This is a genomic window from Paenarthrobacter sp. A20 (genome assembly GCF_024168825.1).
Taxonomy (GTDB): Bacteria; Actinomycetota; Actinomycetes; order Actinomycetales; family Micrococcaceae; genus Arthrobacter.
In genome coordinates this window covers 1,351,410-1,376,701 of the sequence record NZ_JALJWH010000001.1, presented here as the reverse complement: position 1 = coordinate 1,376,701, position 25,292 = coordinate 1,351,410, and the positions used below count along the sequence as shown (strand labels likewise).

General features: G+C 64.9%; 24 protein-coding genes. 5 read left to right on the top strand and 19 right to left on the bottom strand.

Annotated features, from left to right (window positions below; all coding sequences use genetic code 11):
- Nucleotides 1-122: 122 nt before the first annotated feature.
- The 3 genes from hutH to J3D46_RS06655 form a co-directional block, all read right to left on the bottom strand.
- Nucleotides 123-1,715 (bottom strand): histidine ammonia-lyase, encoded by a 1,593-nt coding sequence (gene hutH / locus J3D46_RS06665; RefSeq protein WP_253465895.1) that lies wholly within the window; start codon nt 1,713-1,715, stop codon nt 123-125.
- A 4-nt stretch (nt 1,716-1,719) separates the two neighbouring features.
- A complete protein-coding gene (locus J3D46_RS06660) occupies nt 1,720-3,447 on the bottom strand; it encodes a urocanate hydratase (RefSeq protein WP_231340584.1) in 1,728 nt (575 codons plus the stop codon).
- A 129-nt stretch (nt 3,448-3,576) separates the two neighbouring features.
- Nucleotides 3,577-4,383, bottom strand: coding sequence for an IclR family transcriptional regulator (locus J3D46_RS06655; RefSeq protein ID WP_231340583.1), 807 nt, complete (start codon nt 4,381-4,383; stop codon nt 3,577-3,579).
- Between the two features lie 265 nt (nt 4,384-4,648).
- Between J3D46_RS06655 and J3D46_RS06650 the strand changes: the two genes are divergently transcribed.
- Nucleotides 4,649-6,085: an amino acid permease gene (locus tag J3D46_RS06650; protein WP_253465892.1), complete on the top strand. Its 1,437-nt coding sequence runs from the start codon at nt 4,649-4,651 to the stop codon at nt 6,083-6,085.
- An 81-nt stretch (nt 6,086-6,166) separates the two neighbouring features.
- On the opposite strand, the gene J3D46_RS06645 is transcribed toward J3D46_RS06650, so the two are convergent.
- Nucleotides 6,167-7,030: an SDR family oxidoreductase gene (locus J3D46_RS06645; protein ID WP_231340581.1), complete on the bottom strand. Its 864-nt coding sequence runs from the start codon at nt 7,028-7,030 to the stop codon at nt 6,167-6,169.
- 106 nt (nt 7,031-7,136) lie between these two features.
- Between J3D46_RS06645 and J3D46_RS06640 the strand changes: the two genes are divergently transcribed.
- Nucleotides 7,137-7,514: a helix-turn-helix domain-containing protein gene (locus tag J3D46_RS06640; RefSeq protein ID WP_231340580.1), complete on the top strand. Its 378-nt coding sequence runs from the start codon at nt 7,137-7,139 to the stop codon at nt 7,512-7,514.
- Between the two features lie 24 nt (nt 7,515-7,538).
- Here J3D46_RS06640 and J3D46_RS06635 read toward each other — a convergent pair whose 3' ends face one another.
- Both J3D46_RS06635 and J3D46_RS06630 read right to left on the bottom strand, forming a co-directional pair.
- Nucleotides 7,539-8,288: a 3-hydroxybutyrate dehydrogenase gene (locus J3D46_RS06635; protein ID WP_091464813.1), complete on the bottom strand. Its 750-nt coding sequence runs from the start codon at nt 8,286-8,288 to the stop codon at nt 7,539-7,541.
- Between the two features lie 4 nt (nt 8,289-8,292).
- Nucleotides 8,293-9,681, bottom strand: a complete 1,389-nt coding sequence (locus J3D46_RS06630) for an MFS transporter (protein ID WP_253465890.1) — start codon at nt 9,679-9,681, stop codon at nt 8,293-8,295.
- A 137-nt stretch (nt 9,682-9,818) separates the two neighbouring features.
- On the opposite strand from J3D46_RS06630, the gene J3D46_RS06625 reads away from it, so the two are divergent.
- Nucleotides 9,819-10,715: a LysR family transcriptional regulator gene (locus tag J3D46_RS06625; protein ID WP_253465887.1), complete on the top strand. Its 897-nt coding sequence runs from the start codon at nt 9,819-9,821 to the stop codon at nt 10,713-10,715.
- 19 nt (nt 10,716-10,734) lie between these two features.
- Here the strand turns inward: J3D46_RS06625 and J3D46_RS06620 are convergent, their stop codons facing one another.
- The 6 genes from J3D46_RS06620 to J3D46_RS06595 form a co-directional block, all read right to left on the bottom strand.
- Nucleotides 10,735-11,562 carry an ABC transporter ATP-binding protein gene (locus J3D46_RS06620; RefSeq protein ID WP_253465885.1) on the bottom strand — a complete coding sequence of 276 codons (828 nt, stop codon included), beginning with the start codon at nt 11,560-11,562 and terminating at the stop codon, nt 10,735-10,737.
- Nucleotides 11,563-11,585: 23 nt separating this feature from the next.
- Complete coding sequence (locus tag J3D46_RS06615) at nt 11,586-12,674, bottom strand: iron chelate uptake ABC transporter family permease subunit (protein WP_253465882.1); 1,089 nt, start codon at nt 12,672-12,674, stop codon at nt 11,586-11,588.
- On the bottom strand, nt 12,671-13,780 hold the full coding sequence (locus J3D46_RS06610) for a Fe(3+)-siderophore ABC transporter permease (RefSeq protein WP_253465879.1): 1,110 nt from the start codon (nt 13,778-13,780) through the stop codon (nt 12,671-12,673). The genes J3D46_RS06615 and J3D46_RS06610 overlap by 4 nt, the downstream gene beginning before the upstream one ends.
- Nucleotides 13,781-14,662 (bottom strand): siderophore-interacting protein, encoded by an 882-nt coding sequence (locus J3D46_RS06605; RefSeq protein WP_231340574.1) that lies wholly within the window; start codon nt 14,660-14,662, stop codon nt 13,781-13,783.
- Complete coding sequence (locus tag J3D46_RS06600) at nt 14,659-15,612, bottom strand: ABC transporter substrate-binding protein (RefSeq protein WP_231340573.1); 954 nt, start codon at nt 15,610-15,612, stop codon at nt 14,659-14,661. The genes J3D46_RS06605 and J3D46_RS06600 overlap by 4 nt, the downstream gene beginning before the upstream one ends.
- 135 nt (nt 15,613-15,747) lie before the next feature.
- The gene (locus tag J3D46_RS06595; RefSeq protein ID WP_231340572.1) at nt 15,748-16,614 is read right to left on the bottom strand and encodes an AraC family transcriptional regulator; all 867 of its coding nucleotides are present in this window, start codon (nt 16,612-16,614) and stop codon (nt 15,748-15,750) included.
- A gap of 40 nt (nt 16,615-16,654) precedes the next feature.
- On the opposite strand from J3D46_RS06595, the gene J3D46_RS06590 reads away from it, so the two are divergent.
- Together J3D46_RS06590 and J3D46_RS06585 are read left to right on the top strand one after the other, a co-directional pair.
- On the top strand, nt 16,655-18,427 hold the full coding sequence (locus tag J3D46_RS06590; protein WP_253465876.1) for an ABC transporter ATP-binding protein: 1,773 nt from the start codon (nt 16,655-16,657) through the stop codon (nt 18,425-18,427).
- On the top strand, nt 18,424-20,178 hold the full coding sequence (locus tag J3D46_RS06585; RefSeq protein ID WP_253465873.1) for an ABC transporter ATP-binding protein: 1,755 nt from the start codon (nt 18,424-18,426) through the stop codon (nt 20,176-20,178). Before J3D46_RS06590 ends, J3D46_RS06585 begins: the two co-directional genes overlap by 4 nt.
- On the opposite strand, the gene J3D46_RS06580 is transcribed toward J3D46_RS06585, so the two are convergent.
- The 7 genes from J3D46_RS06580 to J3D46_RS06550 form a co-directional block, all read right to left on the bottom strand.
- Nucleotides 20,161-21,084 carry a spermidine synthase gene (locus J3D46_RS06580; protein ID WP_253469165.1) on the bottom strand — a complete coding sequence of 308 codons (924 nt, stop codon included), beginning with the start codon at nt 21,082-21,084 and terminating at the stop codon, nt 20,161-20,163. The genes J3D46_RS06585 and J3D46_RS06580 overlap by 18 nt on opposite strands.
- 98 nt (nt 21,085-21,182) lie before the next feature.
- Nucleotides 21,183-22,091: a sucrase ferredoxin gene (locus tag J3D46_RS06575; RefSeq protein WP_308292020.1), complete on the bottom strand. Its 909-nt coding sequence runs from the start codon at nt 22,089-22,091 to the stop codon at nt 21,183-21,185.
- Nucleotides 22,092-22,166: 75 nt separating this feature from the next.
- Nucleotides 22,167-23,378: a cupin domain-containing protein gene (locus J3D46_RS06570; protein ID WP_253465870.1), complete on the bottom strand. Its 1,212-nt coding sequence runs from the start codon at nt 23,376-23,378 to the stop codon at nt 22,167-22,169.
- Between the two features lie 3 nt (nt 23,379-23,381).
- Nucleotides 23,382-23,642 carry a hypothetical protein gene (locus tag J3D46_RS06565; protein WP_253465866.1) on the bottom strand — a complete coding sequence of 87 codons (261 nt, stop codon included), beginning with the start codon at nt 23,640-23,642 and terminating at the stop codon, nt 23,382-23,384.
- Between the two features lie 68 nt (nt 23,643-23,710).
- Nucleotides 23,711-24,229, bottom strand: coding sequence for a GNAT family N-acetyltransferase (locus J3D46_RS06560; RefSeq protein ID WP_231340567.1), 519 nt, complete (start codon nt 24,227-24,229; stop codon nt 23,711-23,713).
- Nucleotides 24,230-24,901, bottom strand: a complete 672-nt coding sequence (locus J3D46_RS06555) for an O-methyltransferase (RefSeq protein WP_253465864.1) — start codon at nt 24,899-24,901, stop codon at nt 24,230-24,232. It lies immediately after the preceding gene.
- 40 nt (nt 24,902-24,941) lie between these two features.
- Nucleotides 24,942-25,274 carry a thiamine-binding protein gene (locus J3D46_RS06550; protein ID WP_024819214.1) on the bottom strand — a complete coding sequence of 111 codons (333 nt, stop codon included), beginning with the start codon at nt 25,272-25,274 and terminating at the stop codon, nt 24,942-24,944.
- Between the last annotated feature and the right edge of the window lie 18 nt (nt 25,275-25,292).

The following is a 25,292-nucleotide window of genomic DNA, read 5'->3' as shown; positions in this document are numbered from 1 at the left end:
CATTGGCGTGGACGTGACGTACACCATAAGTTCTACTACATTTGCCACGCCCCGGTGATTGCGTTGCGAACAAAGACCGGGGCGTGACAAATATGCCCATCAAATGAGCGTTTTATTCGACGTCAGGCCAATATGCCGACGGCGGATTCGGCGGCCGCGCGGACCGCTCCGGAGCCGACCAAACGGTCAGCCGCTTCCAGTTCCGGCGACAGGAACCTGTCGGTACCGGGACCCTGGACCACTTCACGAAGCACCTCAAGCACAGCCGTACCGGCGGGACCCGGGGTGAGTTCGCCGTCGGACATTTGCGTCCGCATGTCAATGGCACGGGCGCTGGTGACAAGCTCGACGGCGAGCACTCGGCGGAGGTTCTCCACGGCCTTGCGCAGCTTCCGGGCAGCGTGCCAGCCCATGGACACGTGGTCTTCCTGCATGGCGGAGCTCGGGATCGAGTCCACCGACGCCGGAACGGCCAGGCGCTTGTTATCCGAGACCAGGCCGGCCTGGGTGTACTGGGCGATCATCAGGCCGGAGTCAACGCCGGGGTCTCCGGCGAGGAAGGCCGGCAGTCCGTGCGAGCGGGCGGGATCGAGCATACGGTCCGTGCGTCGTTCGGCGATGGAGCTCAGGTCCGCCACGGCGATGGCCAGGAAGTCCAGGACGTAGGCCACGGGAGCGCCGTGGAAGTTGCCGTTGGACGTCACGCGGCCGTCCGGGAGGACCACCGGGTTGTCGATCGCTGCGGCGAGCTCGCGGGACGCCACCAGCGCGGCGTGGTCCACGGTGTCGCGGACAGCGCCGGCAACCTGCGGAGCGCAGCGCAGCGAGTAGGCGTCCTGGACCTTGGTGTCGTTGATCCGGTGGGATGCGACGATCGGCGAGTTGGACAGCACCCGCAGCATGTTGTCCGCACTGGCAGCCTGGCCGGGGTGCGGCCTGAGTGCGGCGTGGAGCTCCGGGAGGAACACCTGGTCCGTGCCGAGCAGCGCCTCGACGCTGAGCGCGGCGGTGACATCCGCCGTCGCAAGGAGCAAGCGGATATCGGCGATGGCCATCAGCAGCATGCCGAGCATGCCTTCGGTGCCGTTGACGAGGGCCAGGCCCTCCTTCTCGGCAAGGGTGACCGGCTCGATGCCGTGCTGCGTAAGAAGCTCAGCGACAGGCGGCTTGCCTGCGGTTCCGTACAGTTCGCCGTCGGGACCCATTGCTTCGCCTTCGCCCATGAGGACCAGCGCACAGTGGGACAGCGGGGCGAGGTCGCCGGAGCAGCCCAGTGAACCGAACTCGCGGACCAGCGGGGTGATGCCGGCGTTGAGGACGTCCACCATGGTCTGCAGGACCACGGGGCGGACGCCTGTGCGGCCGGAGGCCAGGGTCTTGGCGCGGAGGAACATGATGCCGCGGACCACTTCACGTTCCACGGCCGGGCCCATGCCGGCAGCGTGGCTGCGGATCAGCGACTTCTGCAGCTGGGTGCGGAGGTCGTTGGGGATGTGGCGGTTGGCCAGCGCGCCGAAGCCCGTGGAAATGCCGTAGGCGGGGACATCGCTGGTGGCGAGGTCGTCAATGTGGGCGCGGACCTTGGCAACGTTGTCCAGGGCGTCCTGGGCGATGGTCACCTTGGCATCGTGGCGTGCGACGGCGACGACGTCTTCCGGCGTGACGCCGCTGGAGCCGAGGGTGACGGTGAGCTGTTCGTTGGATGTAATGGTCATGTTCTTACTTCTCATTCATGGGGATGCGGACGCCGCGTTCGTTGGCGACTTCGACGGCGCGGTCGTAGCCGGCGTCGACGTGGCGGATGACGCCCATACCGGGGTCGTTGGTCAGGAGCCGTTCGAGCTTCTCGGCAGCCAGGTCGGTGCCGTCGGCGACCGAAACCTGTCCGGCGTGCAGGGACCGGCCAATACCGACACCGCCGCCGTGGTGGATCGAAACCCAGGTAGCGCCCGAAGAGGTGTTGATCAGGGCGTTCAGCAACGGCCAGTCAGCAATCGCGTCGGACCCGTCAGCCATGGACTCCGTCTCACGGTATGGAGACGCCACGGAACCCGAATCCAGGTGGTCACGGCCGATCACGATCGGGGCCTTGACCTTGCCCTCCTTCACGAGCTGGTTGAACAACAACCCGGCCTTGGCACGTTCGCCGTACCCGAGCCAGCAAATACGTGCCGGGAGGCCCTCGAACTCCACCCGGTCCGCCGCGGCATCGAGCCACTTGTGCAGGTGGGTGTTCTCCGGGAACAGTTCCTTGATGGCTTTGTCCGTTACGGCGATGTCTTCCGGGTCACCGGAGAGCGCGACCCAGCGGAACGGGCCCAAACCCTCGCAGAACAACGGCCGGATATAGGCCGGCACGAAGCCGGGGAACTCGAACGCCCGCTCGTACCCGCCCTTGCGTGCCTCATCCCGGATGGAGTTGCCGTAATCGAACACCTCAGAGCCGGCGTCCTGGAACTCCACCATCGCCTGGACGTGGCGGGCCATCGAAGCCTGGGCCTTCTTGGTGAACCCTTCCGGATCCGCCTCGGCTTCGGTGTGCCACTCGTTGACGGTGATGCCTTCGGGCAGGTAGGACAGGGGGTCATGCGCACTGGTCTGGTCGGTGACCACATCAAAAGTGACCTCGCCGGCCTTGTGGCGGCGCAGCAGTTCCGGGAACACTTCCGCGGCGTTACCCACGTAACCGACGGACCAGCCACGGCGCTCGTCCTTGGCCTTCTGGACCTTCGCGATCGCAGCATCCAGGTCCGTTTCGACCTCGTCCAGGTAGCGCTTGCCGGCGCGGCGGCGGAGACGGGTCTCATCGACGTCCACGATCAAGCAGGCGCCGTCGTTCAGGGTCACGGCCAGCGGCTGGGCCCCGCCCATGCCACCACAACCACCCGTCAACGTCAGCGTCCCGGCCAGCGGCCCCTCGGTGGAACCCTCCGCGGCGGGTGCCGGGTGGCGTCCCTCAGCAGCCAACTTGTTTCCGACGGCGGCAAAGGTTTCGTAGGTGCCCTGCAGGATGCCCTGGGTGCCGATATAGATCCAGGAACCAGCCGTCATCTGGCCGTACATCATCAAACCCTCAGCCTCGAGCCGGCGGAACTCAGGCCACGTGGCCCAGTCACCGACGAGGTTGGAGTTGGCGAGGAGAACACGGGGCGCCCACTCGTGGGTGCGGAACACACCCACCGGCTTCCCCGACTGCACCAGCAGCGTCTCGTCCTTCTCCATGGTTTCCAGGGTCCGGGTGATCGCATCAAACGCAGCCCAGGAACGCACAGCACGGCCCGTGCCTCCGTACACCACCAGATCATCCGGGCGCTCAGCGACCTCGGGATCCAGGTTGTTCATCAGCATGCGCAACGGCGCCTCGGTCTGCCACGACTTGGCAGTAAGTTCAGTACCCCGGGCGGCCTTGACCGGACGGGCACCAGTGGTGAAATCGGCGGGTGCCATGGTGACTCCTTCGTCTGTGGGAAGTGTGTGGTGGAAAGATCTTCTGCTTCTACTAAAGCCCCTTTATCCCGCGGCCGGAACGGCTTTTGGAAGGGTGCTGTCCGGGATTACAGACGCGCCCGGCGTTTCCTACTGGGCAGGGCGCCCGTGGATCCGGACCGACAACTCGTCTGCCGCTTTGCGGATGCGGGCAGCCAGCACCGGCCATTGCTCAGCCGGCACCTTGTCCTCCAAGAACGTGACGGCGACTGCCGCCGTCGGCCATCCAACGTGGTCCGTCACTGCGGCCGCGATGGAGCAGAACCCCGGCGTAATTTCGCCGTTTTCCGTGGCGTAGCCACGCTGGCGCACCTGGTCCAAATGCGAGGACAATGCGGAGTACTTCATGATGGGGAACTCCACCTCGTGCCGTGAGGTAAAGGCTGCGGCGTTGGGGTAAAGGGCACGGACCTGCGACTTTGGCAGGGCGGCCAGAATCGCGCGGCCCGAGGCCGTGAGGTGACTGGGCAGGCGGACCCCGACGTCGGTCACCAGGCTCGGGCGGTTCTTGGCGCGTTCCTCCACGATGTAGAGAACGTCGCGGCCATGGAGCACGGCGAGGTGGGCGCTCTCGCCGATCACGTCCACCAGCGAAGCAAGCATGGGCCGGCCAAGACGCGACAGTGGTTCCTGGCGTGAGTAGGCCGAGCTGAGCTCGAAGGCGCTGATGCCCAGACCATAACGCTGTTCCTCATGCAGGTGCAGGACGAAGCCATTGGCCTCCATCACACCCAGCAGGTGATACACGCTGGAGCGCGGGAGACCCAGCGCGGTGGCAATATTCGACGCCGCCATGGGACCACGGCGCGAGGCCAACAGTTTCAGGATCCGCAGCGTGTTTTCGGCGGCAGGGACTTTGGAGGTGGCCTTGCCTGGTGCCATTGGCGACGTTGTCATGGTTCCTCACTGCTGGGGGGTCGGTATCTCGTCGAACAGCGCATGTCCGGTATCCCGTACTCCAGCGTGCACCCTCGGCAGGGCAGGCGCCAGCCCACCACGCCGGGGTGATGTCTGAAATGCCAGACATTGCCGTTCCCGCCACCCAAGCCTTCCGGGAAGTGTCTGCGATCAAAGACACCAAACCCCCGTGAGTCCGATCACAAGCGGCCCAAAAGTGATCTGCTGGATAGCGATCCCCTCCCAAAGACGAGAAGGTTTTACTATGCAACAGACCAAGCTGGCTGCGGAGAGCTCTGTGCTCCAAGCCGCGGGTACGGCGCTCAGCCGAGGCCTCAACGTCCGCCACATCCGCTTTATGGCACTCGGATCCGCGATCGGCACGGGCCTCTTCTACGGCTCCGCCTCCGCCATCCAAAAGGCCGGACCGGCCGTCCTGCTCGCCTACATCATCGGCGGCGCGGCCGTGTTCATGGTGATGCGCGCCCTCGGCGAAATGGCAGTTCGACACCCCGTGTCGGGCTCGTTCGGCCAGTACGCCAGCAAGTATCTGGGACCGTTCGCAGGCTTTGTGACCGGGTGGACCTACGTGTTCGAGATGGCGATCGTAGCCATTGCCGACGTCACGGCCTTCAGTATCTACATGGGCTTCTGGTTCCCTCAGGTGGAGAGATGGATCTGGGTGCTCGCGATCATCCTGTTCCTGGGCGCCATGAACCTGCTCAGCGTGAAGGTGTTCGGTGAGCTCGAGTTCTGGTTCTCGCTCATCAAGGTGGTGGCGATTGTCGCCATGATCGTCGGAGGCGCAGCGATCGTCGTGTTCGGCTTCCAAACGGGCGACGGCGGTGGCGTGGCACCGGGGCTGGGGAACCTCGTGAACCACGGCGGTTTGTTCCCGAACGGTTTCGAGGGGCTACTGGCCGCGTTCGCCGTCGTGATGTTTGCCTTCGGCGGGATCGAAACGATCGGTATCACCGCCGGCGAAGCGGCCAATCCCAAGAAGGTCATCCCGCAGGCAGTCAACACTGTTCCGGTCCGCGTTCTGCTCTTCTATGTCCTGACCTTGGGCGTGCTGATGAGCATCTTCCCGTGGAATGAAATCGGCAGCAGTGGAAGCCCGTTCGTGCAGATCTTTGACGGACTGGGCATCCCTGCCGCTCCGCATATCCTCAATGCCGTGGTCATCACGGCTGCTCTCTCGGCGATCAACAGCGACATTTTCGGCGCCGGCCGCATCCTGTTTGGACTGGCCCAGCAGGGCCACGCACCCAAGAGCTTCAGCAAGATCTCCCGCCATGGTGTTCCGTGGATGACCGTGGTGATGATGGGCGGAATCCTGCTGGTGGGCGTCGTCCTGAATGCCGTCATTCCAGAGGACGTGTTCGTGCTGATTGCATCGATCGCCACGTTCGCCACCGTGTGGGTCTGGGTGATGATCCTCGCTTCGCACGTCGCCATGAAGCGGGAGATCAAGCGCAAGGGCCTGCCGGCGTCGGAATTCGGTTCACCGCTGTGGCCTGCCGCGTCCATCCTGACCATGGCGTTCATGGCCATGGTGATCGTGATCCTCGGCGTTTTCGAGGACACCCGGGTAGCCCTGTATGTAGGTGGCACGTGGCTGGTGCTGCTGTTCGTGGCCTACAAACTGTGGGTCCGCGGTGGAGGGCTGCGCCGGGCAGAGCTGGTGGACGAAACCGCCTGATTCCCTGCGCCGAAACTACAGTTAATGCCAATGTTCGCGCGGAACATTGGCATTAACTGTTGTCGTGCGAGGGGGTTCGGCTCAGATTGCAGCAGCTGCGGAGCGCACGGCGTCGGACAAGGGAGTTGCCGGGCGCCCGATCAGTTTCCGGAGATCACCGGTGGTGACCAACAGTTCGCCGCGGCCAATGCCCAGATCGGTATCGGCCAGGATCTGCGCGAAGCCTTCCGGTACCCCTGCGCCCGTCAAGAGATCGGCGTACTGGTCTGCCGGGAGGTCTCGGTATTCGATGGACTTCCCTGATGCAGCGCTGATTTCGGCGGCCAGCTCGTCCAAGGTAAAGGCCTCGTCCCCACCCAGTTCGTAGATCTTGCCGGCCTGGTGCTCCGCGACCAGAACCGCGGCTGCAGCTTGTGCATAGTCTGCGCGGGAAGCGCCGCTGACCTTGCCGTTTCCGGCGCTGCCAGCAAGCGCCCCCTGCGCAAGCGTTCCCGGCAGCTGATCGGTGTAGTTCTCGATGTACCAGCTGTTGCGAAGGAGGGCGAAGGGAACGCCGGATTCTTTGAGGATGGATTCCGTGGCCTGGTGCTCTGCGGCCAGCTTCATGCGGGTGGTGTCTGCGTTGGCAATGCTGGTGTAGGCCAGAAGCTCCACGCCCTCGGCCTTTGCTGCCTCGATGACCGTGCGGTGCTGCTCTACCCGCTGACCGACGGCGCTTCCCGAAATGAGAAGGACCTTGGTGGCACCCTTAAGCGCTTGGGCCACCGAAGCAGCGTCGTCGTAGTCCATTGCAGCCGCGCGAACGCCGCGGGCAACAAAGCCGGACAGCTTTTCGATGGAGCGGCCGGTGGCAACAATGCTGTCAGCGGGGACATTGCGCTCGAGCAGGGCCTCTATGACGTGGCGGCCCAGCTGGCCTGTTGCTCCGGTAATGACGATGCTCATGACTGGTTCCTTTCAAGGAAGTTATTGGGTCGGTCACCGATCACAACCAGTGCTTTCATGGATAACTTCCCGAAAGAGAGTACGCACTTAAAGGTAAGGTACTGACATGAAAGTAAGTACCCTCTTGGCTCCCCTCCCTGCCGGCGTCGCGGACGGTGTCTTCCCAGCCGGCTGCCCGAGCAGGACGGTACTGGACCACATCACCAGCAAATGGGGCGTGCTGATCCTGCTGTCGCTGTCCGAAGGAGATCAGCGATGGAGCGAACTGCGCCGACGGGCTGAGGGCATCAGCGAGAAAATGCTGGCCCAAACCCTGAAAACGCTCGAACGGGACGGACTGGTACGCCGCGACGCACGACCCGTCATCCCGCCGCGCGTGGACTACAGCCTGACTGAACGCGGCCGCGAGCTCACGGCACTGCTGATCCCCCTGGTGACCTGGGCCTTCGATAATGCCGAAGAAATCATCGGCGGCCAAAGTTAGCCCGAATTCCCCCGCCGACCGGGCCTACCGGGCCGACCAACCACCGTCCATGGTGTAGCTCGCGCCGGTGACCATGCCGGCGTCGTCGGAGGCCATCCAGGCTGCCAGCGACGCAACTTCCTCCACCTCCACCAGGCGCTTGACCGCGGACTCCGTCAGCATCACTTTGGCCAGGACTTCGGCCTCGGGGATGCCGTGGAGCCGGGCCTGGTCGGCGATCTGCTTCTCCACCAACGGCGTGCGTACGTAGCCCGGGTTGATGCAGTTGGACGTGACGCCGTGCTCGCCACCCTCCAAGGCAGTGACCTTGCTGAGTCCCTCAAGGCCGTGCTTGGCGGAGACGTACGCGCTCTTGTAGGCGGAGGCCCGGAGGCCGTGGACCGATGAGATATTGATGATCCGGCCGAACCCGTTGGCATACATATGCGGGAGCGCGGCCCTGATGAGGAGGAACGGAGCCTCCAGCATCAGGGCCAGGATCCGCCGGAACTCCGCGGGTTCAAACTCCTCGATCGGCGCGACCTTCTGGATGCCGGCGTTGTTGACCAGGATGTCGCAGTCGAGGCTCAGTGCGGCCAGGGCGTCCACGTCCAGCAGATCAACCGTCCAGGCGGTGCCGCCCAGCTCGTCGGCCAAGGCCGCGGCTCCGGAGGCATCGACGTCGGCCACTACTACCTTCGCCCCGCGGGCGGCGAGGGCCCGGGCACAGGCGGCCCCGATTCCGCTCGCGCCACCGGTCACCAGGGCTTTGCGTCCGTTCAGGGAGTTGTCCATGGGTCTAGCCTTTCGAAGCGGATGAAGTAACCAGCCCGTGCCGGATCGCGTCGGCCTCGTCCACCTCTTGGAGCGCGATGCCCTTGGTTTCCTTGAGCGAAACGACGGCGACGACGGTGATGGCGCACGCGACCACAAGATAGATCGCGGTGGGAACCCATGAGCCGGTGTCCTTGAGCCACTGGGTCGCCAGGAGCGGCGCGAGTGAGCCGGCGAAGATCGACGTGACCTGCGAGCCGAGGGAAACGCCGGAGTAGCGCATGCGGGTGGGGAAGAGCTCGGACATGATGGCCGGCTGCCCGGCGTACATGAAGGCATGCAGGCAGAGGCCGATGGTCACGGCGAGCACGATCACCACAGCGTTCCTGGTGTCGAACATGGGGAAGGCGAAGAACGGCCAGGTTGCACCGGCGATCGCGCCAACCAGGTACACGGGCTTGCGTCCCCATGAATCCACCAGTCGTCCCACCTGGGGAATGACCAGGAAGTGGATGACGTGGGCGATCAGCAGTGCCATCAGGAGCGAGGACGTGTCGTACTTGTGGACGCTCTTGAGGTAGACGATCGCGAAGCTCACCACCAGGTAGTACATGATGTTCTCCGCGAAGCGCAGGCCCATGGCCTGGAGGATTCCCTTGGGGTACTTGCGGATGACCTCGCCCACGCCGTAGCTGATGGCCTTGGACTCCTCCACCTGCGCCTTGGCCTCAAGGAAGATCGGGGCTTCGGTGACGTGGGTACGGATGTAGTAGCCAACGAACACGATCACGGCAGACAGCCAGAACGCGACGCGCCAGCCCCAGCCGAGGAAGGCCTCGCTGCTGAGCGTGGTGGACATGACGAACAGGACCAGGGTGGCCAGGAGGTTGCCCACCGGCACGGCAGCCTGTGGCCATGAGGACCAGAAGCCGCGGGACTTGTTGGGGCTGTGCTCAGCCACGAGCAGAACGGCGCCGCCCCATTCCCCGCCGAGCGCGAAGCCCTGGATGAAGCGGAGAGCCACCAGCATGGCCGGTGCCCAGTACCCGATTTCCATGAAGCCAGGGAGGCAGCCCATCAGGAAGGTGGAGACGCCCACGATCACGATGGTCAGCTGCAGGGTGGGCTTGCGGCCGAGTTTGTCACCGATCTGGCCGAACACGATTCCGCCGAGTGGCCGGGCTACGAAACCCACAGCGTAGGTGATGAACGCCTGAATGATGCCGTCCAGTTCGTTGCCCGTGCTGGGGAAGAAGTACTTGCCGAATACCAGGGTGGCGGCGGTGGCGTACAGGAAGAACTCGTACCACTCCACCACGGTGCCCACCATCGACGCCGCGACGATCTTCTTCAGGCCGGAGCCCTTGCCGGCGTCTTTCCCGGCTCTTGATGCGGAGCGCTGCTCTACGCTCATATCCATCTCCTCAGTGTCCTCTTTGACCCTTGTGAACGTGATGTGATCCACAACACGAAATGCTCCACTGAGTATTGCCGCAGATTTGCCGCGCCTCAATGACCAAAGAGGCACCATGTGTGTGCAAAATTGCAGATATGAAGCCGAATCCCGATGACCTTCTCATCTTCCTGGCCGTCTCACGTTCAGGAAGATTCACGACGGCGGCCCAAGCCTTGGGGCTCAACCACACCACCGTTTCGCGCAGGATAGCGGCGCTGGAGAAGGCGCTGGGCGGCAGGGTCCTTGCACGAGCAGCCGGTGGTTGGGAGGTGACGGAGTTGGGCACCGAAGCCGTGCAGGCCGCAGAGCGAATCGAAGCTGCGGTGGGCACGCTGGGACCCAGCGACCGCGCACCAGACCCGATTACCGGCGTCGTGCGCATGACCGCGACCGATGGCTTCAGCGCATATATCGCGGCCCCAGCGGTGGCGCGCTTGCGGAGGGCGCACCCCGGGCTGAGTTTCGAGATCGTGACAGTGACCCGGCGGGCATTGCAGCAGCGGTCCGGTTTGGACATCGAGGTGGTGGTCGGGACGCCGCAGGTGCACCGTGCCCAAGCGATCAGGCTCGGCGAATACCGGCTGGGAATGTACGCGTCCCGCGCGTACTTGACGGACCACGGGTCACCCGCCAGCGTCGAAGAGCTCACGGAGCACCAACTGGTCTACTTCGTGGATTCCATGCTGCAAGTGGACGACCTGGATGCGCCCCGCAGGTTGGTCCCGACCATGCGCGACGGGCTGAGCTCCACCAATGTGTTCGTCCACGTCGAGGCCACCCGGGCAGGGGCAGGCATCGGGTTCCTGCCGTGCTTCATGGCCGATCGGCACGCGGATTTGGTGCGGCTCCTGCCGTCGGACTTCGCCGAGCTCCTCCCCTACTGGATGGTCCTCCGCCCGGACTCCATGCGCCGCCCCGCGGTAGCCGCCGTCGTGCAGGCCTTGCGTGAAGAGACGGAGAACCGGCGGGAGGAGTTGTTGGGCGCAGGCTGAGGTCCACCCCGCGGGTAAATCAAGACCCCAGCGGGATCACCAGCGGCGTGTGGCTCACGGGATCGTCGATCACGATGCACGGCAGCCCGAACACGTGCTCCACCAGCTCGGCCGTCACAACATCGGCGGGCCGGCCCTCGGCAACCACTGCGCCGTCCTTCATCGCGATCAGGTGGGTGGCATAGCGGCAGGCGTGGTTGAGGTCGTGGAGCACGGCCACCAGGGTGTTGCCTTCGCCATTGAGGCGCCGGAACAACTCCAGAAGCTCGATCTGGTGCGCGATATCAAGGAACGTGGTGGGCTCATCCAACAGGAGCAGCGGGGTTTGCTGAGCGAGGACCATGGCCACCCACACGCGCTGCCGCTGCCCGCCGGAGAGTTCGTCCACCAATCGGCCGGACAGCGAGGTCACGTTGGTGGCCTCCAGGGCGGCAACGACCGCGGCCTCATCTGCCTCAGACCACTGACGCAGCAACTTCTGGTGCGGGTAGCGCCCCCTGGCAACGAGGTCCGCCACGGTGATCCCGTCGGGCGCAATGGAGGTTTGCGGCAACAAACCCAGACGTCGGGCCACCTCCTTGGCACCGTAGGACGAGATGCTCTTGCCGTCCAACAGCACGGACCCGGAGCTGGGCTCCAGCAGCCGGGACAGCGCCCGCAGCAGCGTCGATTTACCGCAGGCATTGGGGCCCACGATGACCGTGAATTCGCCGTCGGGAATCCGCACGTCCAGCGCCGAAGACACAGTGCGGCCCGCGTAACCCAGGCTCACGTTCTCGGCGCTGAGGCGTGCGGCAACCGGCGCCAACCCAGGAACAGGAACCGTTTCAAGCACCACGTCAGTCATAGCAATCTCCTTCAATTCTTCACTCATTGCCGCTTCACCTCACGGGCAAGGAGCCACACGAGGTAGCAGCCACCGATGCTGACGGTCACTACGCCCACGGGCAGTTGGATCGGCGCGAAAAGGTTCTGCGCCACGATGTCGCTGGCCACCAGGAGGAATGCACCCATGGCGGCAGAGGGAACCATTCCCACGGAAGCGGAACGGGTCAGGCGGCGGGCCAGCTGTGGTGCCGCCAAAGAAACAAAGGCAATGGGACCAGCCGCGGCGGTGACCATCGCGGTCAAAGCCACGCCCACCACTGCGAGGACCAGCCGCGAGCCTTCCAGCCGGACGCCCAAGGCCCGGGCGGCGTCGTCGCCCATCTCCAGGAGCCCCAACCGCCGCCCGTACAATGACAGCACCGCCAGCAGCACCACGAACACGATCACCACAGGCAGAACTTGGTCCCATGTGATCTTGTTCAGGGACCCGGCACCCCAGACGGCAGCGGACATGGCCTGCTCCAAGGACGCCTTGAGGATCATGAAGGTGTTCACCGACGCCAACATGGCGCTCACTGCGATGCCGGCAATGATGAGCCGAAAACCTTGGATGCCCTTCTTGAAGGCGAACAAGTAAACCAGTGCGGCAGTCACCAGCCCGCCCACCAGCGCACCGGCAGACACGGCAAAGTAGCCGCCGCCCATCAACAGGATGACCACCAGCGCTCCCGTGTAGGCGCCGGTGTTGAAACCGATCACGTCCGGGCTTCCCAGCGCGTTGCGGGTCAGCGATTGGAAGATTGCCCCGCTGACCCCCATGGCCGCCCCCAACAACAGGGCCAGGAGGACGCGGGGCAATCTCCACTCCACCACCACCATGTGCACGGCACCGCTGGAGTGCCCCAGCAGCGCCGAAACAACGTCCGGTACCGCAACTCTGAACTCGCCCAGGCCAAGGGCGACGACGGCGAGCGCCAGTGCGGCGGCAAACAGGACGGCGGTGACAACCAGGGTGCGGACGTCGACGCGAAGTGAGACGCGTCCGCCAAAATGGCGAACGGCGAAGGTGCGACGACCGAAGTCGATGGAAGACGCACGATCAGCGGACGTCGCCTGATCAACCGATGTCATAGCGTGCTCACTTTCCGGCGTCGAATGAGCCAGATGAGGACGGGTGCGCCAACGAATGCGGTGATGATTCCTACCTGCATTTCGCCGGGGCGGAGAACGAGCCTGCCAAGAATGTCGGACACCAGGAGCAGCACGGGCGAGAGCACCAGGGTGTAGGCCAGGATCCAGCGCTGGTCCGGCCCAACGATCCACCGGGCGACGTGCGGGACCATGAGCCCTACGAATCCGATAGGGCCGGCGGCTGCCGTCGCGGCGCCGCAGAGCAGGGTGACTGAGACGATGGTCCAGATCCGGGTTCGCACAATGTTGGCACCAAGCGACCTGGCGGTATCGTCACCCATGGCAACGGCGTTCAAGGGTCGGGCCATGGCGAGGGCGATGAGGGTTCCAACCAGGATGAACGATGCCACGGTGGTGAAGATTTCCCATGTGCGGTTGTTCAAAGTACCCGCGCTCCAACTGCGCATGCTGTCGAAAACGGCGGGGCGCAGGAGCGTGATGCCGGACGAAATACCGCCCAGGACTGCTCCCAGGGCAACTCCGGCAAGGGTGAGTCGGAGCGGGGTTGCCCCTCCCCTGCCCCGCGACCCTATGAAGTACACAGCCACAGTGGCCACCACGGCACCGGCGAAGGAGAACCAGATGTAGTCCTGGATGCTGGTCACTCCGAAAAGTGCCACTCCCAGGACCACGAAGAAGCCCGCACCAGCGTTGACGCCCAGGATGCCGGGGTCCGCCAACGGGTTGCGTGTCAGCGCCTGGATCAGTGCCCCGGACAGTCCCAGGGCAATGCCCACCACCACGCCGGTGACGGTTCGGGGCAGGCGGAGGTCGTGGATGATCACGTGTTCCGGCGAGCCGTCGTATGCGGTGATCGCGGGCCACAGCTTGGCCATGTCCACGTCTTTGGAGCCCACCACCAGGCTCAACCAGAGAACCAGGGCCAGCACGGCGACCGCCCCCAGCAACCCCAGGAACCGGTACCGGTTCACGCCCGCCAAGCCCGCTGGGCGTGGACCACCCTGGCGCGCGTCCTGGGCAGAAACCGGTGCCGCGTCCTGCGCTTGAGGTGCAACAGAACGCGGCACCATGGTTCCGGACGCCATTTAGAGGCCCAGCAATTCGAACTTGGCGTCCTGCAGGTCCACGATTTCCTCGCGATCCCGCTTCTCGTTGGACCAGAGGTCGTCGAACCAGCGCCGGGTTTCGGCGTCGAGGTTTTCCCAGCGCTCTTCCCAGGCTTCGCTCTTGTCCGTCCAGTAGCCGATCAGCTTGTAGGACTCGGGCGTGAGCTTCTTTTCGTGCCGAAGGTACTTGCGGATCCCACGCAGCACCTTGGTCTCGCCGGCCACCCAGATGTAGCCGACGCCGCCGGGGAACTCCATGCTCTTGAGGACCTCGTCCAGCCGGGACTGGCTGTGGCCGTTCCCGCCGTGAATCCATGCGACTTCCGTTCCAGCGCCGAGCGTCAGCTCCTGCTGGTGCGACGGGTCCTCAACCTCGATCAGCACACGCGTCCGGACACCCGGCGGCGTCTGCTCCACCAGCCGGGCAACAGCCGGAAGGCCAGTGGCGTCGGCCAGCAGGATCTGCCACTGCAGCCCGGCCGGCGGTTCATACAGTCCGGTAGGCGAGTTAAGCCCGACGGCGTCACCCACCTGGGCGCGCTGCGCCCACGAAGCTGCCAAACCGCCGTCGTGGACGACGAAGTCGATGTCCACGGTTCCTGCAGCGGCGTCCACAGCGCGGACCGTGTAGGTCCGCATGGCGGACGGTTCGACGCCCTCGGACCAATCCCAGGAGTCCCCGGTGGAGATCGGCAGGCGAGCCTCATGGGTGCCCGGATCCGGCAGGAACACACGGAGGTATTCGTCGCCGACACCCGTGGTGTCGAAGCCGGCCAGCCCTGGACCGCCAAAGGTGATCCGGACCATTCCGGGGGTGAGCTTGCGGGTAGCGACTACCTCGGCCCGGTAGATGCCCATCATGACAGGAGGGCCTTTTCGAACTTCTCCAGCAGTGCGTACTGGCCGCTCGGGGAGCCGTAGATCATTTCGAGGTCGTAGGTGTGGATCTGCTTGTTGGCCACGAAGGGCAGCGAGGTCCACAGCTTGTTGTTGGCCAAAGGAGCGAAGGCATCAGGGTTGGCGCCGTCCTTTTCGGGGACCTCGGTGGTGATGATGGCGTCGATTCCGTTGAGCTGTTCGAGCTGCTCGGCGCTGAGTTTGACGCCTTCACCATCGGCCAGCGGGGAAACCTTCAAACCGAGGTCTTTGATGACCAGGCACGGCGTTCCGTAGCAGCTGACCGATACTTGGTCTTCGTAGTAGTCCACCGGGCCGATGACCAGGTCACTCTTGCCTGCCTCGGCCAGACGCTTCTTCACGTCGTCAACCTTGGCCTGGTACTTGTCCATCCACGCCTGGTACTGCCCGGTCTTGCCGAAGGCCTCGGCGACGGTCTTGAACTTGGTGCGCCAGTCGCTGCCGTCGAATCCGTTGAAAGTGTAGGTCGGGGCGATGTCGGAGAGCTTGGCGTCAAGCTCCTTCTCGTAACCCAGGCCGTTCAGGATGACATCCGGCTGCGCCTTGAGGATGGCCTCAAAGTTGAACTCCGGGTAGTTGGTGAACGGTGTGATGTCCTTGAGGGCGTCCTGGTCGAAGAAGTACGGGAAGCCCGAGTAACCGCTGTCGCGGATGGGCTGCTGGCTGGCAAGCGGAATCCCGAGGGTGATGAGCATGTCCAGGTCCGTGGTGTACATGCCCAGAGCCTTCTTGGGCTCGGCCGGCATGACTACTTCCTTGACCTCGCTTTGGACCGTCCGGGTTTCCGATGTGGCGGTGGCGCTGGCGTCGGTGGTGGCGCATCCGCTCAGGAGAAGAGCTGCGGAGGCCAGGGCCGCAACGGCGGCGGACATGGTTTTGGTGCGTGAAATCACTGCGGTCCTCTTGATTCTCAGGGGAGTTGGGGAAGCTCCCGTTGGCGCCGCGACCCGTTGATGGATTCTCTGAGCGGCTACCGAAGTTAGGTATACCTACCCTAACAATGCATCGACCCCTGAAACCGCTCGATTCTATTCGGAACCGGCCAAAGAGTGGTGGTTTCCGGCCTTAAGTGAGGACACGTACCAACCGGGGGTGTGCCCCATGACCTTCCGGAACACCTGAACAAAGGCGCTGGGGTTGTTGTAGCCCACCCGCCTGCTGACGGACGACACCGGATACCCCGCCGCCAGCAATCCCAGCGCCACGCGCACCCGGGCATGGATGCGCCACTGCGCAAACGTCATGCCGGTTTCCTTGTGGAACAAGCGGGACAGGTTGCGGACACTGATGGATACTTCGATGCTCCATTCCTCCAGCGAGCGGTCCAGGGCGGGGTTGTCCAGGAGGGCGCGGGCAATGAGTTCCAGCCGCGGATCGGTGGGCATCGGCAGCAGCATGGGGCGCGCATCCACTACGTCGAGCAACCCCAGCACCACCCGCTCCGAACGCCTCCTCAGGGAGTCGTCCATGTCGAAATTGCTCATATGGCGCAACAGCTCCTGAGCCGCAGTGGGCACCGTGACCGCCACGGTCCGAGCTGCCAGGTTCGGGGCAACCCGCGCATCAATATGCGAACAGTAAAACCCGGTCCCCTGCGTGGATTTCACGGCATGGACCACGCCCGCGGGAATCCATAGCCCCAAGGTGGCCGGAACAGCATAGAAGCCGCCATCGGCCTCAACGGTCAGCACGCCACGGGCACCCCATAGCAGCTCATGGGTTTCGTGGACATGTTCAGTCCACGTCGCGGGCGTGGCGCACTCGAAGTATCCCGTGTAGACGCCGTACACCGGAAAGGACGCCGGGTCCTCGTCGGGGGCTACCGGCCGCAAGTCCGGCTCTGCATCCACCGGCGGTACGGACTGTCCGGATTGCGATAAAGCTTGGCGGGTCATCTGGCCTTCTTGAAGTTAGGTGAGCCTTACTATGGTAAGCATGCCCTCCAGTTCTGCCATTCCGTCCTGCCCACCCGGGCGTAACAAGCAAGCACCCTGGAAGGTCTCCAGACTCTTCACCGTCGCACTGTTCGCCAACGGCCGCTGGAAGCTCCTGCTGGCCGGTTGTGCCGGGCTTGGACTGCACCAGGTCAGCGAGGCTTTGGTCCCTGCAACCATCGGCGCCGCAGTGGACAACGCCATTCAACCGAACAATTTCGGCGCCCTCCTCGGATGGCTCGGCGCGTTGGCTGTGGTGTTCGTCGTGCTGGCACTTTCCTGGCGGCTTGGCACACTGGCCACCGAGCGTTCCTTCCTTCTGAGCTCCCACGACCTCCGGCAACTTGCCGTGGAGCGCACCCTGCACCCCCGCGGGATGGCCGCCCGGCGCGCACCCGGCGAAATTGTTGCCATTGCATCCTCCGACGCTGACAGGGTGGCCGGCTTGGCGTGGCTGATCGCCGGCGCCCTCGCTGCCACGGCCGGCGTCGTCACATCAGCCGTCACACTCCTCCTCATTTCCGTCCCCCTGGGACTGGCCGTTCTCATTGCGACTCCCGTGATGCTGCTGGTCATGCGCCGGCTCACCAAACCCTTGGAGGACCGAAGCGACGTGGAGCAGTCGACGGCGGCCCGCGCCGGCGCCCTGGCGACGGACTTCATCACGGGATCACGACCCCTCAAAGGCTTGGGCGCCGAAGATGCAGCCGTGACCCGCTATCGGACCGCCAGCCGGACCTCCTTGGTGGCGGGGTTGCGGGCTGTCCGCTCCCGATCTGCCTACAACGGCGCCAGCACCGCGCTGTCCGCAGCGTTCCTGGCCGGAATCGCCTTCTTCGCGGCCTGGTTCGCCGTCCAGGGCAGCATCACAGTGGGACAGTTGGTGGCAGTTGTTGGCGTGACCCAATTCGTTCAGGGCCCCATGACCGCCCTTGGCTTCCTCAGCGTCGAACTCGCTCGGAAGCGCGCCTCAGCGGCCCGCATAGCAGTCCTGCTCGCGGAACCGGATGCTGTCCCCGCACCTGAATCAGAAGAACGCACGACGGCGGCAGCCACCTCAGCAGCAACGCTCACCTCCCGGGGCGAACCAGTCCCGCTGCTGGAACTCCGGCCCGGCTCCGGCGACGCTGCTTTCCCTCCCTTCACAGCCTCGGCCGGCGAAATCGTGGGCGTCGTTCTTCCCAGCGGTACTCAAGCCCGGCTCCTGGTGGACACCCTGGGCTTTCGCACGCCCGCTCCCCGCGGATTGGTGGCCATCGATGGCCAGGACGCCGCAGACCTGGACCCGGTCCACGTCCGGTCCAGGATCTTCGCAGACAGCCATGACGGAGTGCTGTTCCGCGGCAGTGTCCGCGAGAACGTCGCAGCAGCCGACGCCCAACTGGAGGAACGCGCCATGGCAGCTGCCGCCGTCGGGGACTTCGTCTCGCAACTGGCCGAAGGCACCGAAACTGTACTTACCGGGCACGGCCAGAGCCTGTCCGGCGGTCAGCGTCAGCGACTGGTCCTGGGCCGTTCCCTGCACCAAAAGCAAGCGGTGCTGGTCCTGCACGACCCCACTACCGCCGTCGATACCGCCACCGAAGCCGTGATCGCCGATGGCTTGCGGAACTTCCCTGACAAGGCCTTGGTGCTGGTGACCACCAGTCCCACGCTGCTGGCCGTCTGCCACCGGGTGGTGATGGGCGGAAGCGGCGCTGCTGCATCTGAAACCGGCACGCACCGCGAACTGCTTGCCACGTCCGCTGGCTACCGCGGGGTGGTGGGCTCTTGAGCACCGAAATCCTTCCCATTGCCACACCCCGCGAGACCCGGAAGGCCATGTGGCGCCTGCTGGCGCAGCGGCCCGGCCGACTCACCCTGACCATCCTGGTGCTGCTGGCAGCATCCTGCTGTGGGCTGGCGGCACCGGCCATCCTGGGCATCATGGTCAATATTGCAGCCAGCGGCGGAGACGTCATGGCCCTGCTCTGGCTGGCGATCGGGCTCTTGGTTGCCGGTGGCCTGGGTGCCCTGCTGGGCATACTGGGACAGAACCTGCTGGCCCGGATCTGCGAGGAAGCCCTCGCCGGACTTCGCGAGGAAGTGTTCGCCGCAGCTGTCCGCAAGCCGCTCGCGCAACTCGAAAAGGCAGGCATCGGCGACGTCGTGGCCCGCGTGTCCGGCGACGTTGAGGCCGTCAGCGAGGCAATTTCCGGAGTACTGCCCGCGTTCACCAGCGCGGCCTTCACCATCGCCGTGACGCTGTTGGGCCTGGGCGTGATCGACTGGCGCTTCGCCGTCGCGGTGCTCATTGCCGCCCCGTTGCAGGTCTTCACCCTCCGCTGGTTCCTCCGGCGCACCGCACCCATTTATCGGACTGTCCGGATTACCGAGGCCAACAGGACCGAGCAGATCATCGAGACGGTTCACGGATCCGCTTCCGTCCTGGCCCTTGGGCTCGGGGCACGTCACGCCGACCTGGTTGCTGCCGCTTCCCGGGAGAACATCGGCCATGCACTCAAGGGCGTCAACTACCTGACCCGCTTCTACAACCGCCTCAACCTGGCGGAACTCATCGGCCTGTCCGCCGTGCTGGTGGTGGGTTTCTGGCTCCATGCCGAGGGCGCAGTGACCATTGGTGCGGCCACGGCTGCCGCACTGTACTTCTACCGGCTCTTCGATCCGATCGGCCTTGTCCTGGGACAGTTCGACGAGCTCCAGAAAGCCGCGGCCGGCCTGGGCCGGATGTTCGGTCTGACCATATCCGCGGCGCCGGCCCCCGCCCCGACCAGGGCACCGGTCACTGACGCCGGCATCGTCCTGGACAACGTCACGTTCGCCTACCCCGGCCAGCGCCCCGCCCTCCGCGGCGTTTCCCTCACCGTGAAGCCCGGCGAGCGAGTGGCGATTGTGGGAACCTCCGGCGCAGGCAAAACCACCCTGGCCAAAGTCATCATGGGATTGGAACATCCGGGAAGCGGGACGGCCTGGGTGGGTGGGCTGGACTCCGCGGCGGCTCCCCCGGAAGACTTGCATGAGCGCATCGCCATGGTCAGCCAGGAGGTGCACGTCTTCTCCGGCACGCTCGCCGAGGACCTCCTGCTCGCCAAGCCCGACGCTTCCGCCGAGGAACTTACGCGCGCCCTCCAGGAAGTAGGGGCTGCCTGGGTTCAAACGCTCGACGACGGGCTGCAGACGTCCGTAGGTGCCGGCGGCCACCAACTCACACCCGAGCAGGCGCAGCAGTTGGCGCTCGCACGCCTGATGCTCAAGGACCCGCCCATCGCGGTCCTTGACGAAGCCACCGCTGAGGCAGGAACGGGCTCGGCCACCATGCTGGATCAGGCCGCCGAGGCTGCGCTGGCAGGAAGGACGTCCGTGGTGATCGCGCACCGCCTGTCCCAGGCTGCCTCGGCGGACATCGTAGTAGTGATGGACCACGGTGGGATTGTCGAGTCGGGCTCCCACCAGGAACTGTTGGCTAACGGCGGCCGCTACGCAACGCTCTGGGAAGCGTGGAACAGCTCACTCAGCCGGAGCTGACGCCGGCTCGGGGGCCGGCTCCGGCGCTGGGTCGTGCCGGACCGGCGTACCTGCGGCGAACGCGCGCACCTTGGCATCATCCCAGATGTGCGCGGGGACGCCGCCGCCCAGGAGCTTACGGGCCAACGTGGGGTCTTCACCGAACGGCGCATGGCTCCCTGCCATGATCATGTTGCCGTAGCGGCGGCCCTTCAGCATGGCGGGGTCGGCGATGATCATGGTGTGCTCGAACGTGTCCGCGATGGTGGCAGCATCGGCCCGGGCGTTCTTGAGGTCCGGGGCGTCACCGGAATTGACCACATACAAGCCGTCGGGGGCCAGGACAGCGTCCGCATACGCAGTGAATTCACGAGTGGTGAGGGCACGGGGTGTGAAGGCTCCGGCGAATACATCGCGAATGATGAGGTCGCGGGTGTCCGGAGTAAGTGACTCGGTCACGTGCCGGGCCTCCCCCACACGGATCCGCAGCAAGGGGGCCTTGGGAAGATCGAACCAGCCACGGACGTAGTCGGCCAGCTTGCCGTCGAGCTCAACGACTACCTGACGGGCCTCGGGGTAAGCGGCATGGAAGTAGCGCGCCATGGAACAGGCACCCCCGCCCAAATGCAGTGCGCGGAGTTTCGGTTTCTGCTCCCGCGGCCACCGCGATTCCACCAACGCCGCGATCCAGCGCATGTATTCAAAGTCGAGGAACAGCGGATCGGCGAGGTCGATGTGCGAGCTCATCACACCGTTGATCTTCAGGAGCCAGCCGTTGGAGTTGTCCTGGTCCGGGACCAACTCGCAGTCGCCGGTATCGATGTAGTAAACGCCCGCCACCGGACCGTCAGGACGGGCGCCGACCGGCACCTCGACGACTCCCGCCGTCGACCTCTGAGACCTGTTTGGTTTACCGCGTTTCGCCACTACTGCCGCCCTGTCCCAGTCATACTTCAAGCCTAGTGGAGCATGGGGACGGAGGTATCGACCGTCGACTGCTGGCTCGTGCCGGTGGTCCACAAGTGTCAGGAGCTGCGGATGGAGATGGGTTCGTAGACGGTGGCCGAGCGTGCCGCCGGGGCCCGGCACGTCAACTGGGTCGCCGGTTCGCGGCGGGCTCGCAGCTCCACCTCGATCATTGCCGGGTGGGGTGGGCGGCCAGTGACATGGAGGTGCCAATAGTCGCCCTCGCGCAAGGACTCAGTGACCAGAAAGTCATTCCGGCCGGCAGGACCGAAGCGGTCGAGCACGGCCACGACAGCAGCTTGTTGCGGTGGGGATAGATCCGTATACCCCCGAAGGAATTCTGCGTGGATGAGGCCTGCGAGATGATCCTCAACGGTAGCGACGGCGGACTTCGCATCGAGTCCGCCGTAGTACACACCGTCCGGAGCGACGACGACGTTGGCTGCGAACCTGTCACCCCCAATGTGGGAGCACTCCCATACCTGCTCCGGCCACCGCTCACCGAGCGCACGCCCCACGGGCAGGCCCCGCACTGCGCAACAAGGATCATGCCGACCATGCGCACAGACCAGGATGACCGGCGGGTAACCGGGCATTCCAGGTGACGCCAGTGCTGGAACAATATCGGCAAGGTCCCCATCCCGAGCCCACGTTCCCCAGAGTTGTTGATAGGCGCCGGTACTTTGATGGCGCAGCACGGCCCAACGGCTCGGACCGCGGCTCTGGCGGGGGCCAGGCCGCCGGACCAGGAGAACCCGTGCTCGCGCCGTCCGCGCCGCCGCCAACACCAGGGCCTTGGTCCCAGCCTCCAGCTCAAGGCCGTCGAAGCCGGTGGATGGCCACCCACCCCGGTGCTCTATGAGGACCCAAACCACGCCTGGTGACGCCGTGCCCGCCATCGAGTCGCCGCGTATCCGGGCGCTGTCCGCGCAGAAGAAACGTCCTGTTGCGGCCACCGGGGTCGTCACTGTCCACCGTCGCTGTTCAGCTCAAGGTCACTGTTCAGCTCAACGTGACTGTTCAACTCAATGCGACTGTTCAACTCAATGCGACTGTTCAGCTGGGACGAGAACGCCTGCGCGTAACAGCCTTTCGACGAGTTCAATGCCGAGATCGGCCGCGAGGTGATCCCCGCCGTCGAGCAGGCGCCTTACAGTCAACAGATTTGCCTCGGCAAAGTCGAGCCAACCCACGCGGGTCGTCAGGCGTGAGCCCTCGAGCCTGGCCTCCAAGGCATCCCGAAGCCGCACCAGCGACTCGGGGCCGAGGCCCTCGACAGCCGCGAGCTGGGCGACGGGACCAAGCGGAGACGGGCGTCCCTGTCCCCTCCGGGTGCGGTGGAAAAGGGAAGCGGAATCAGCCTCGACGACTGCCTCGGCGAGACGTTTACGGACGGCGGCGATGTCCCCATCGGGTCCATCGACGCCCAATGGCAGGGACCGGCGCATCTCGGGATCGTCGTTGAGAGCCGCCAATGCGGCCTGGGCGAGCTGCTCGGCCAGCGCGTAGCGGGTCCAGTTATGGACTCCCAGTGTGAGATGGATCGAGACCTTGCCCTGGGCCTCTGCGGCGTGCAACCATCCACGCGGCAGGTAGAGGACGTCACCGGGCTCGAGGACCGTATCGATGTAGGCCTTGCCCTGAGCGGCCTCGGCGACGGCGGAACGGCGATCGGTCCAAGGCTGGCTGCGCAGCGGGTCCACATGGACTGGCTCATGGATGATCCAGCGCTTGGTGCCCTCGATTTGCAGGACGAAGACGTCGTGGATGTCGTAGTGATCGTCGAAACCACGGTTCTGGGGCGGGGTGATGTAGGCATTGGCCTGCACTGGATGTCCCAGCTCGGTGCTTAGCTGGGTGCTGAAGCTCGATACCGGCTCCCATGTACGATGCAGCGCCTGCAGGACAAGGGTGGCTCCGTCGGCGAATTTGCGCCAAAGTTCGGTGTCGTCGAGCTGGTCGGAGATGGTGGCCCCGACGCCCGCCGGGGAAGTGAATGAGGACTCTGGAAGTGTCGAGCCCCCCTTGGCGACGCGCAGGAAAGGTGTCCGCAATCCGCGGCGCGAGACCAGTTCGTCGACGGCGTTGGCCGAGAACAAATCAGAGAAGTCACTGACACCACGCGTGAGCAACGCGGTCCGCCCCCAGACGTCGCGGGCGAACCTCTCATAGCCGATGTCGATCAGGCGCGTTTCCAGGACCCCGGCATCCTTGACAGCTCCGGGGTCCTGGAAATCAGTGCTGGTGGAACTCAAAACCTAGCTGCCTGGTCTTTCGGCGCCACTATCCGCGCCACCGTCGGCGCCACCATCGTGGGTGCCAGGGACTCCAGCCGCACCGCCGTCTGCCGGCCCTTCAGCACCACCATCCGCACCGCCGTCTGCCGGCCCTTCAGCACCACCATCCGCGCCGCCGTCGGCACCACCATCCGCGCCGCCGTCGTGGGCGCCAGGGACTCCGGCCGCACCGCCGTCTGCCGGCCCTTCCTGCTCGCTTGGATCCTGCTCTGGATTGGACATGTTTCCTCCCAAGAATCGACCCGGGCGATCCCCATCGACACCGCCCGTGATCACCATATCGAGATGAGTCAGCCCTGGGAACAGTCCGCGGGCGCTCCGGGACGCGCCATCCGATGTTCCGGCAGCGAATGCCACGAGGGATCGCACAACTGCCGTTTTCCGTCCGGCACAAAACCGTTGCGCCGGTAGAAAGCCTGGGCCCGGGGGTTGTCATCAAGGACCCAGAGGTAGGCCGGTCCGTCGCCGATCAAGGCATCCATCAAGGCCTGGCCCACACCACGGCCATGGATGCGCTCCAGGGTGTAAAGCATGAACAGCTCAACGTCGCAGGGGCCGTCCTCGTCCCTGCTGGGTCCGGCCGCCCCGAGCCCCACAAGATCACCGTCAGGACCGTGGGCCAGCATCCGTGTGTGCCCCGCTGCTATGAAGGCCCGGTACCGTTCGATGCGATCAGGCAGCGCCGCCTCCTGCTTTGCGAAGAACTCCGGAGGCAACAAGGACCCGTAGCTCTCGCGCCATGACTGGACGTGCATGATGGCCATGGCTTCGGCGTCATCCACCGTTGCCGGGCGAAGAGTGAAATCCACCTACCGCACCCGCGCTATCGCGAAACCGTCCCAGCCTTTGCTGCCAACGGTCTGAATCGCCGTGGCATCCAAGCGCGGATCCTGCCCCATCATTTCCAACGCCTTCACGATTCCGGGCGCATTGACATCGTCCCGCCCGGGTTCAAGGATGGCGCCGTCCCAAATGACGTTGTCCACCACGATCACCGTTCCCGGGTGGCCAAGCCTGATGGCCCACTCCAGGTAGTTGGAGTCGTTTTCCTTATCCGCATCAATGAAGACAAAATCGAACGATTCCTGGCTCGTCAGTGTGGGGAGGGTGTCCAGCGCAGCCCCCACCCGGATGTCCACCTTGTGCCCCACGCCCGCAGCATCCACGTTTGCCCGCGCTACGTCCGCGTGTTTCTGGAGGAATTCGCACGTAACTATCCTGCCGTCGTCGGGCAGTCCCTGCGCCATCCAGATGCTGCTGAACCCGGCCAGGGTTCCGATCTCCAGGACCCGCCTGGCTCCCGACATCTGCACCAGCATCCGCAACAGCTTGCCCGCGTTGGGCGCGACTTCGATGGCAGGCATGCCTGCCTCGACGGCGGATGCCAGGGCGCGCTGATGGGCAGGATCAGGACGGACGACGACGTCAGTCAAGTAACGCTCGACGTCAACCCACCCGGGTTCAGTCACGTGTTCAATCATGGCCCCCAGTCTGGCATCCGCGGCACCCCGGGGGAAGGATCTAGTCCGTGGCGGAGATGGCGTCTTCCAAGCGTTCCACCTTGCCGGTGAGTTCTCCACTGTAACCGGGACGGATGTCTGCCTTGATCACCAGGGAGACGCGGCTCCCATAGCGGCCGACGGCCTCGGTGGCGCGCTTGACGACGTCGAAGACTTCGTCCCATTCACCTTCAATGGTGGTGAACATGGAGTCCGTTTGGTTCGGCAATCCAGACTCTCGGACGATCTTGACGGCGGCAGCTACGGCGTCGTGAACCGAAGCGTCGGGGGTCGGTCCCCCATTGGCGGCGGAAGCGGGCTGGCCCGATGGGGCGACTGAGAATGCAAGCAACATGAAATCCAGTGTTTCACG

What these genes read in the sequence shown, in the direction of transcription:
- hutH (WP_253465895.1), bottom strand. Translation starts at nt 1,715, where the DNA reads ATGACCATTACATCCAACGAACAGCTCACCGTCACCCTCGGCTCCAGC.
- J3D46_RS06660 (WP_231340584.1), bottom strand. Translation starts at nt 3,447, where the DNA reads ATGGCACCCGCCGATTTCACCACTGGTGCCCGTCCGGTCAAGGCCGCC.
- J3D46_RS06655 (WP_231340583.1), bottom strand. Translation starts at nt 4,383, where the DNA reads ATGACAACGTCGCCAATGGCACCAGGCAAGGCCACCTCCAAAGTCCCT.
- J3D46_RS06650 (WP_253465892.1), top strand. Translation starts at nt 4,649, where the DNA reads ATGCAACAGACCAAGCTGGCTGCGGAGAGCTCTGTGCTCCAAGCCGCG.
- J3D46_RS06645 (WP_231340581.1), bottom strand. Translation starts at nt 7,030, where the DNA reads ATGAGCATCGTCATTACCGGAGCAACAGGCCAGCTGGGCCGCCACGTC.
- J3D46_RS06640 (WP_231340580.1), top strand. Translation starts at nt 7,137, where the DNA reads ATGAAAGTAAGTACCCTCTTGGCTCCCCTCCCTGCCGGCGTCGCGGAC.
- J3D46_RS06635 (WP_091464813.1), bottom strand. Translation starts at nt 8,288, where the DNA reads ATGGACAACTCCCTGAACGGACGCAAAGCCCTGGTGACCGGTGGCGCG.
- J3D46_RS06630 (WP_253465890.1), bottom strand. Translation starts at nt 9,681, where the DNA reads ATGAGCGTAGAGCAGCGCTCCGCATCAAGAGCCGGGAAAGACGCCGGC.
- J3D46_RS06625 (WP_253465887.1), top strand. Translation starts at nt 9,819, where the DNA reads ATGAAGCCGAATCCCGATGACCTTCTCATCTTCCTGGCCGTCTCACGT.
- J3D46_RS06620 (WP_253465885.1), bottom strand. Translation starts at nt 11,562, where the DNA reads ATGACTGACGTGGTGCTTGAAACGGTTCCTGTTCCTGGGTTGGCGCCG.
- J3D46_RS06615 (WP_253465882.1), bottom strand. Translation starts at nt 12,674, where the DNA reads ATGACATCGGTTGATCAGGCGACGTCCGCTGATCGTGCGTCTTCCATC.
- J3D46_RS06610 (WP_253465879.1), bottom strand. Translation starts at nt 13,780, where the DNA reads ATGGCGTCCGGAACCATGGTGCCGCGTTCTGTTGCACCTCAAGCGCAG.
- J3D46_RS06605 (WP_231340574.1), bottom strand. Translation starts at nt 14,662, where the DNA reads ATGATGGGCATCTACCGGGCCGAGGTAGTCGCTACCCGCAAGCTCACC.
- J3D46_RS06595 (WP_231340572.1), bottom strand. Translation starts at nt 16,614, where the DNA reads ATGACCCGCCAAGCTTTATCGCAATCCGGACAGTCCGTACCGCCGGTG.
- J3D46_RS06590 (WP_253465876.1), top strand. Translation starts at nt 16,655, where the DNA reads ATGCCCTCCAGTTCTGCCATTCCGTCCTGCCCACCCGGGCGTAACAAG.
- J3D46_RS06565 (WP_253465866.1), bottom strand. Translation starts at nt 23,642, where the DNA reads ATGTCCAATCCAGAGCAGGATCCAAGCGAGCAGGAAGGGCCGGCAGAC.
- J3D46_RS06555 (WP_253465864.1), bottom strand. Translation starts at nt 24,901, where the DNA reads ATGATTGAACACGTGACTGAACCCGGGTGGGTTGACGTCGAGCGTTAC.
- J3D46_RS06550 (WP_024819214.1), bottom strand. Translation starts at nt 25,274, where the DNA reads ATGTTGCTTGCATTCTCAGTCGCCCCATCGGGCCAGCCCGCTTCCGCC.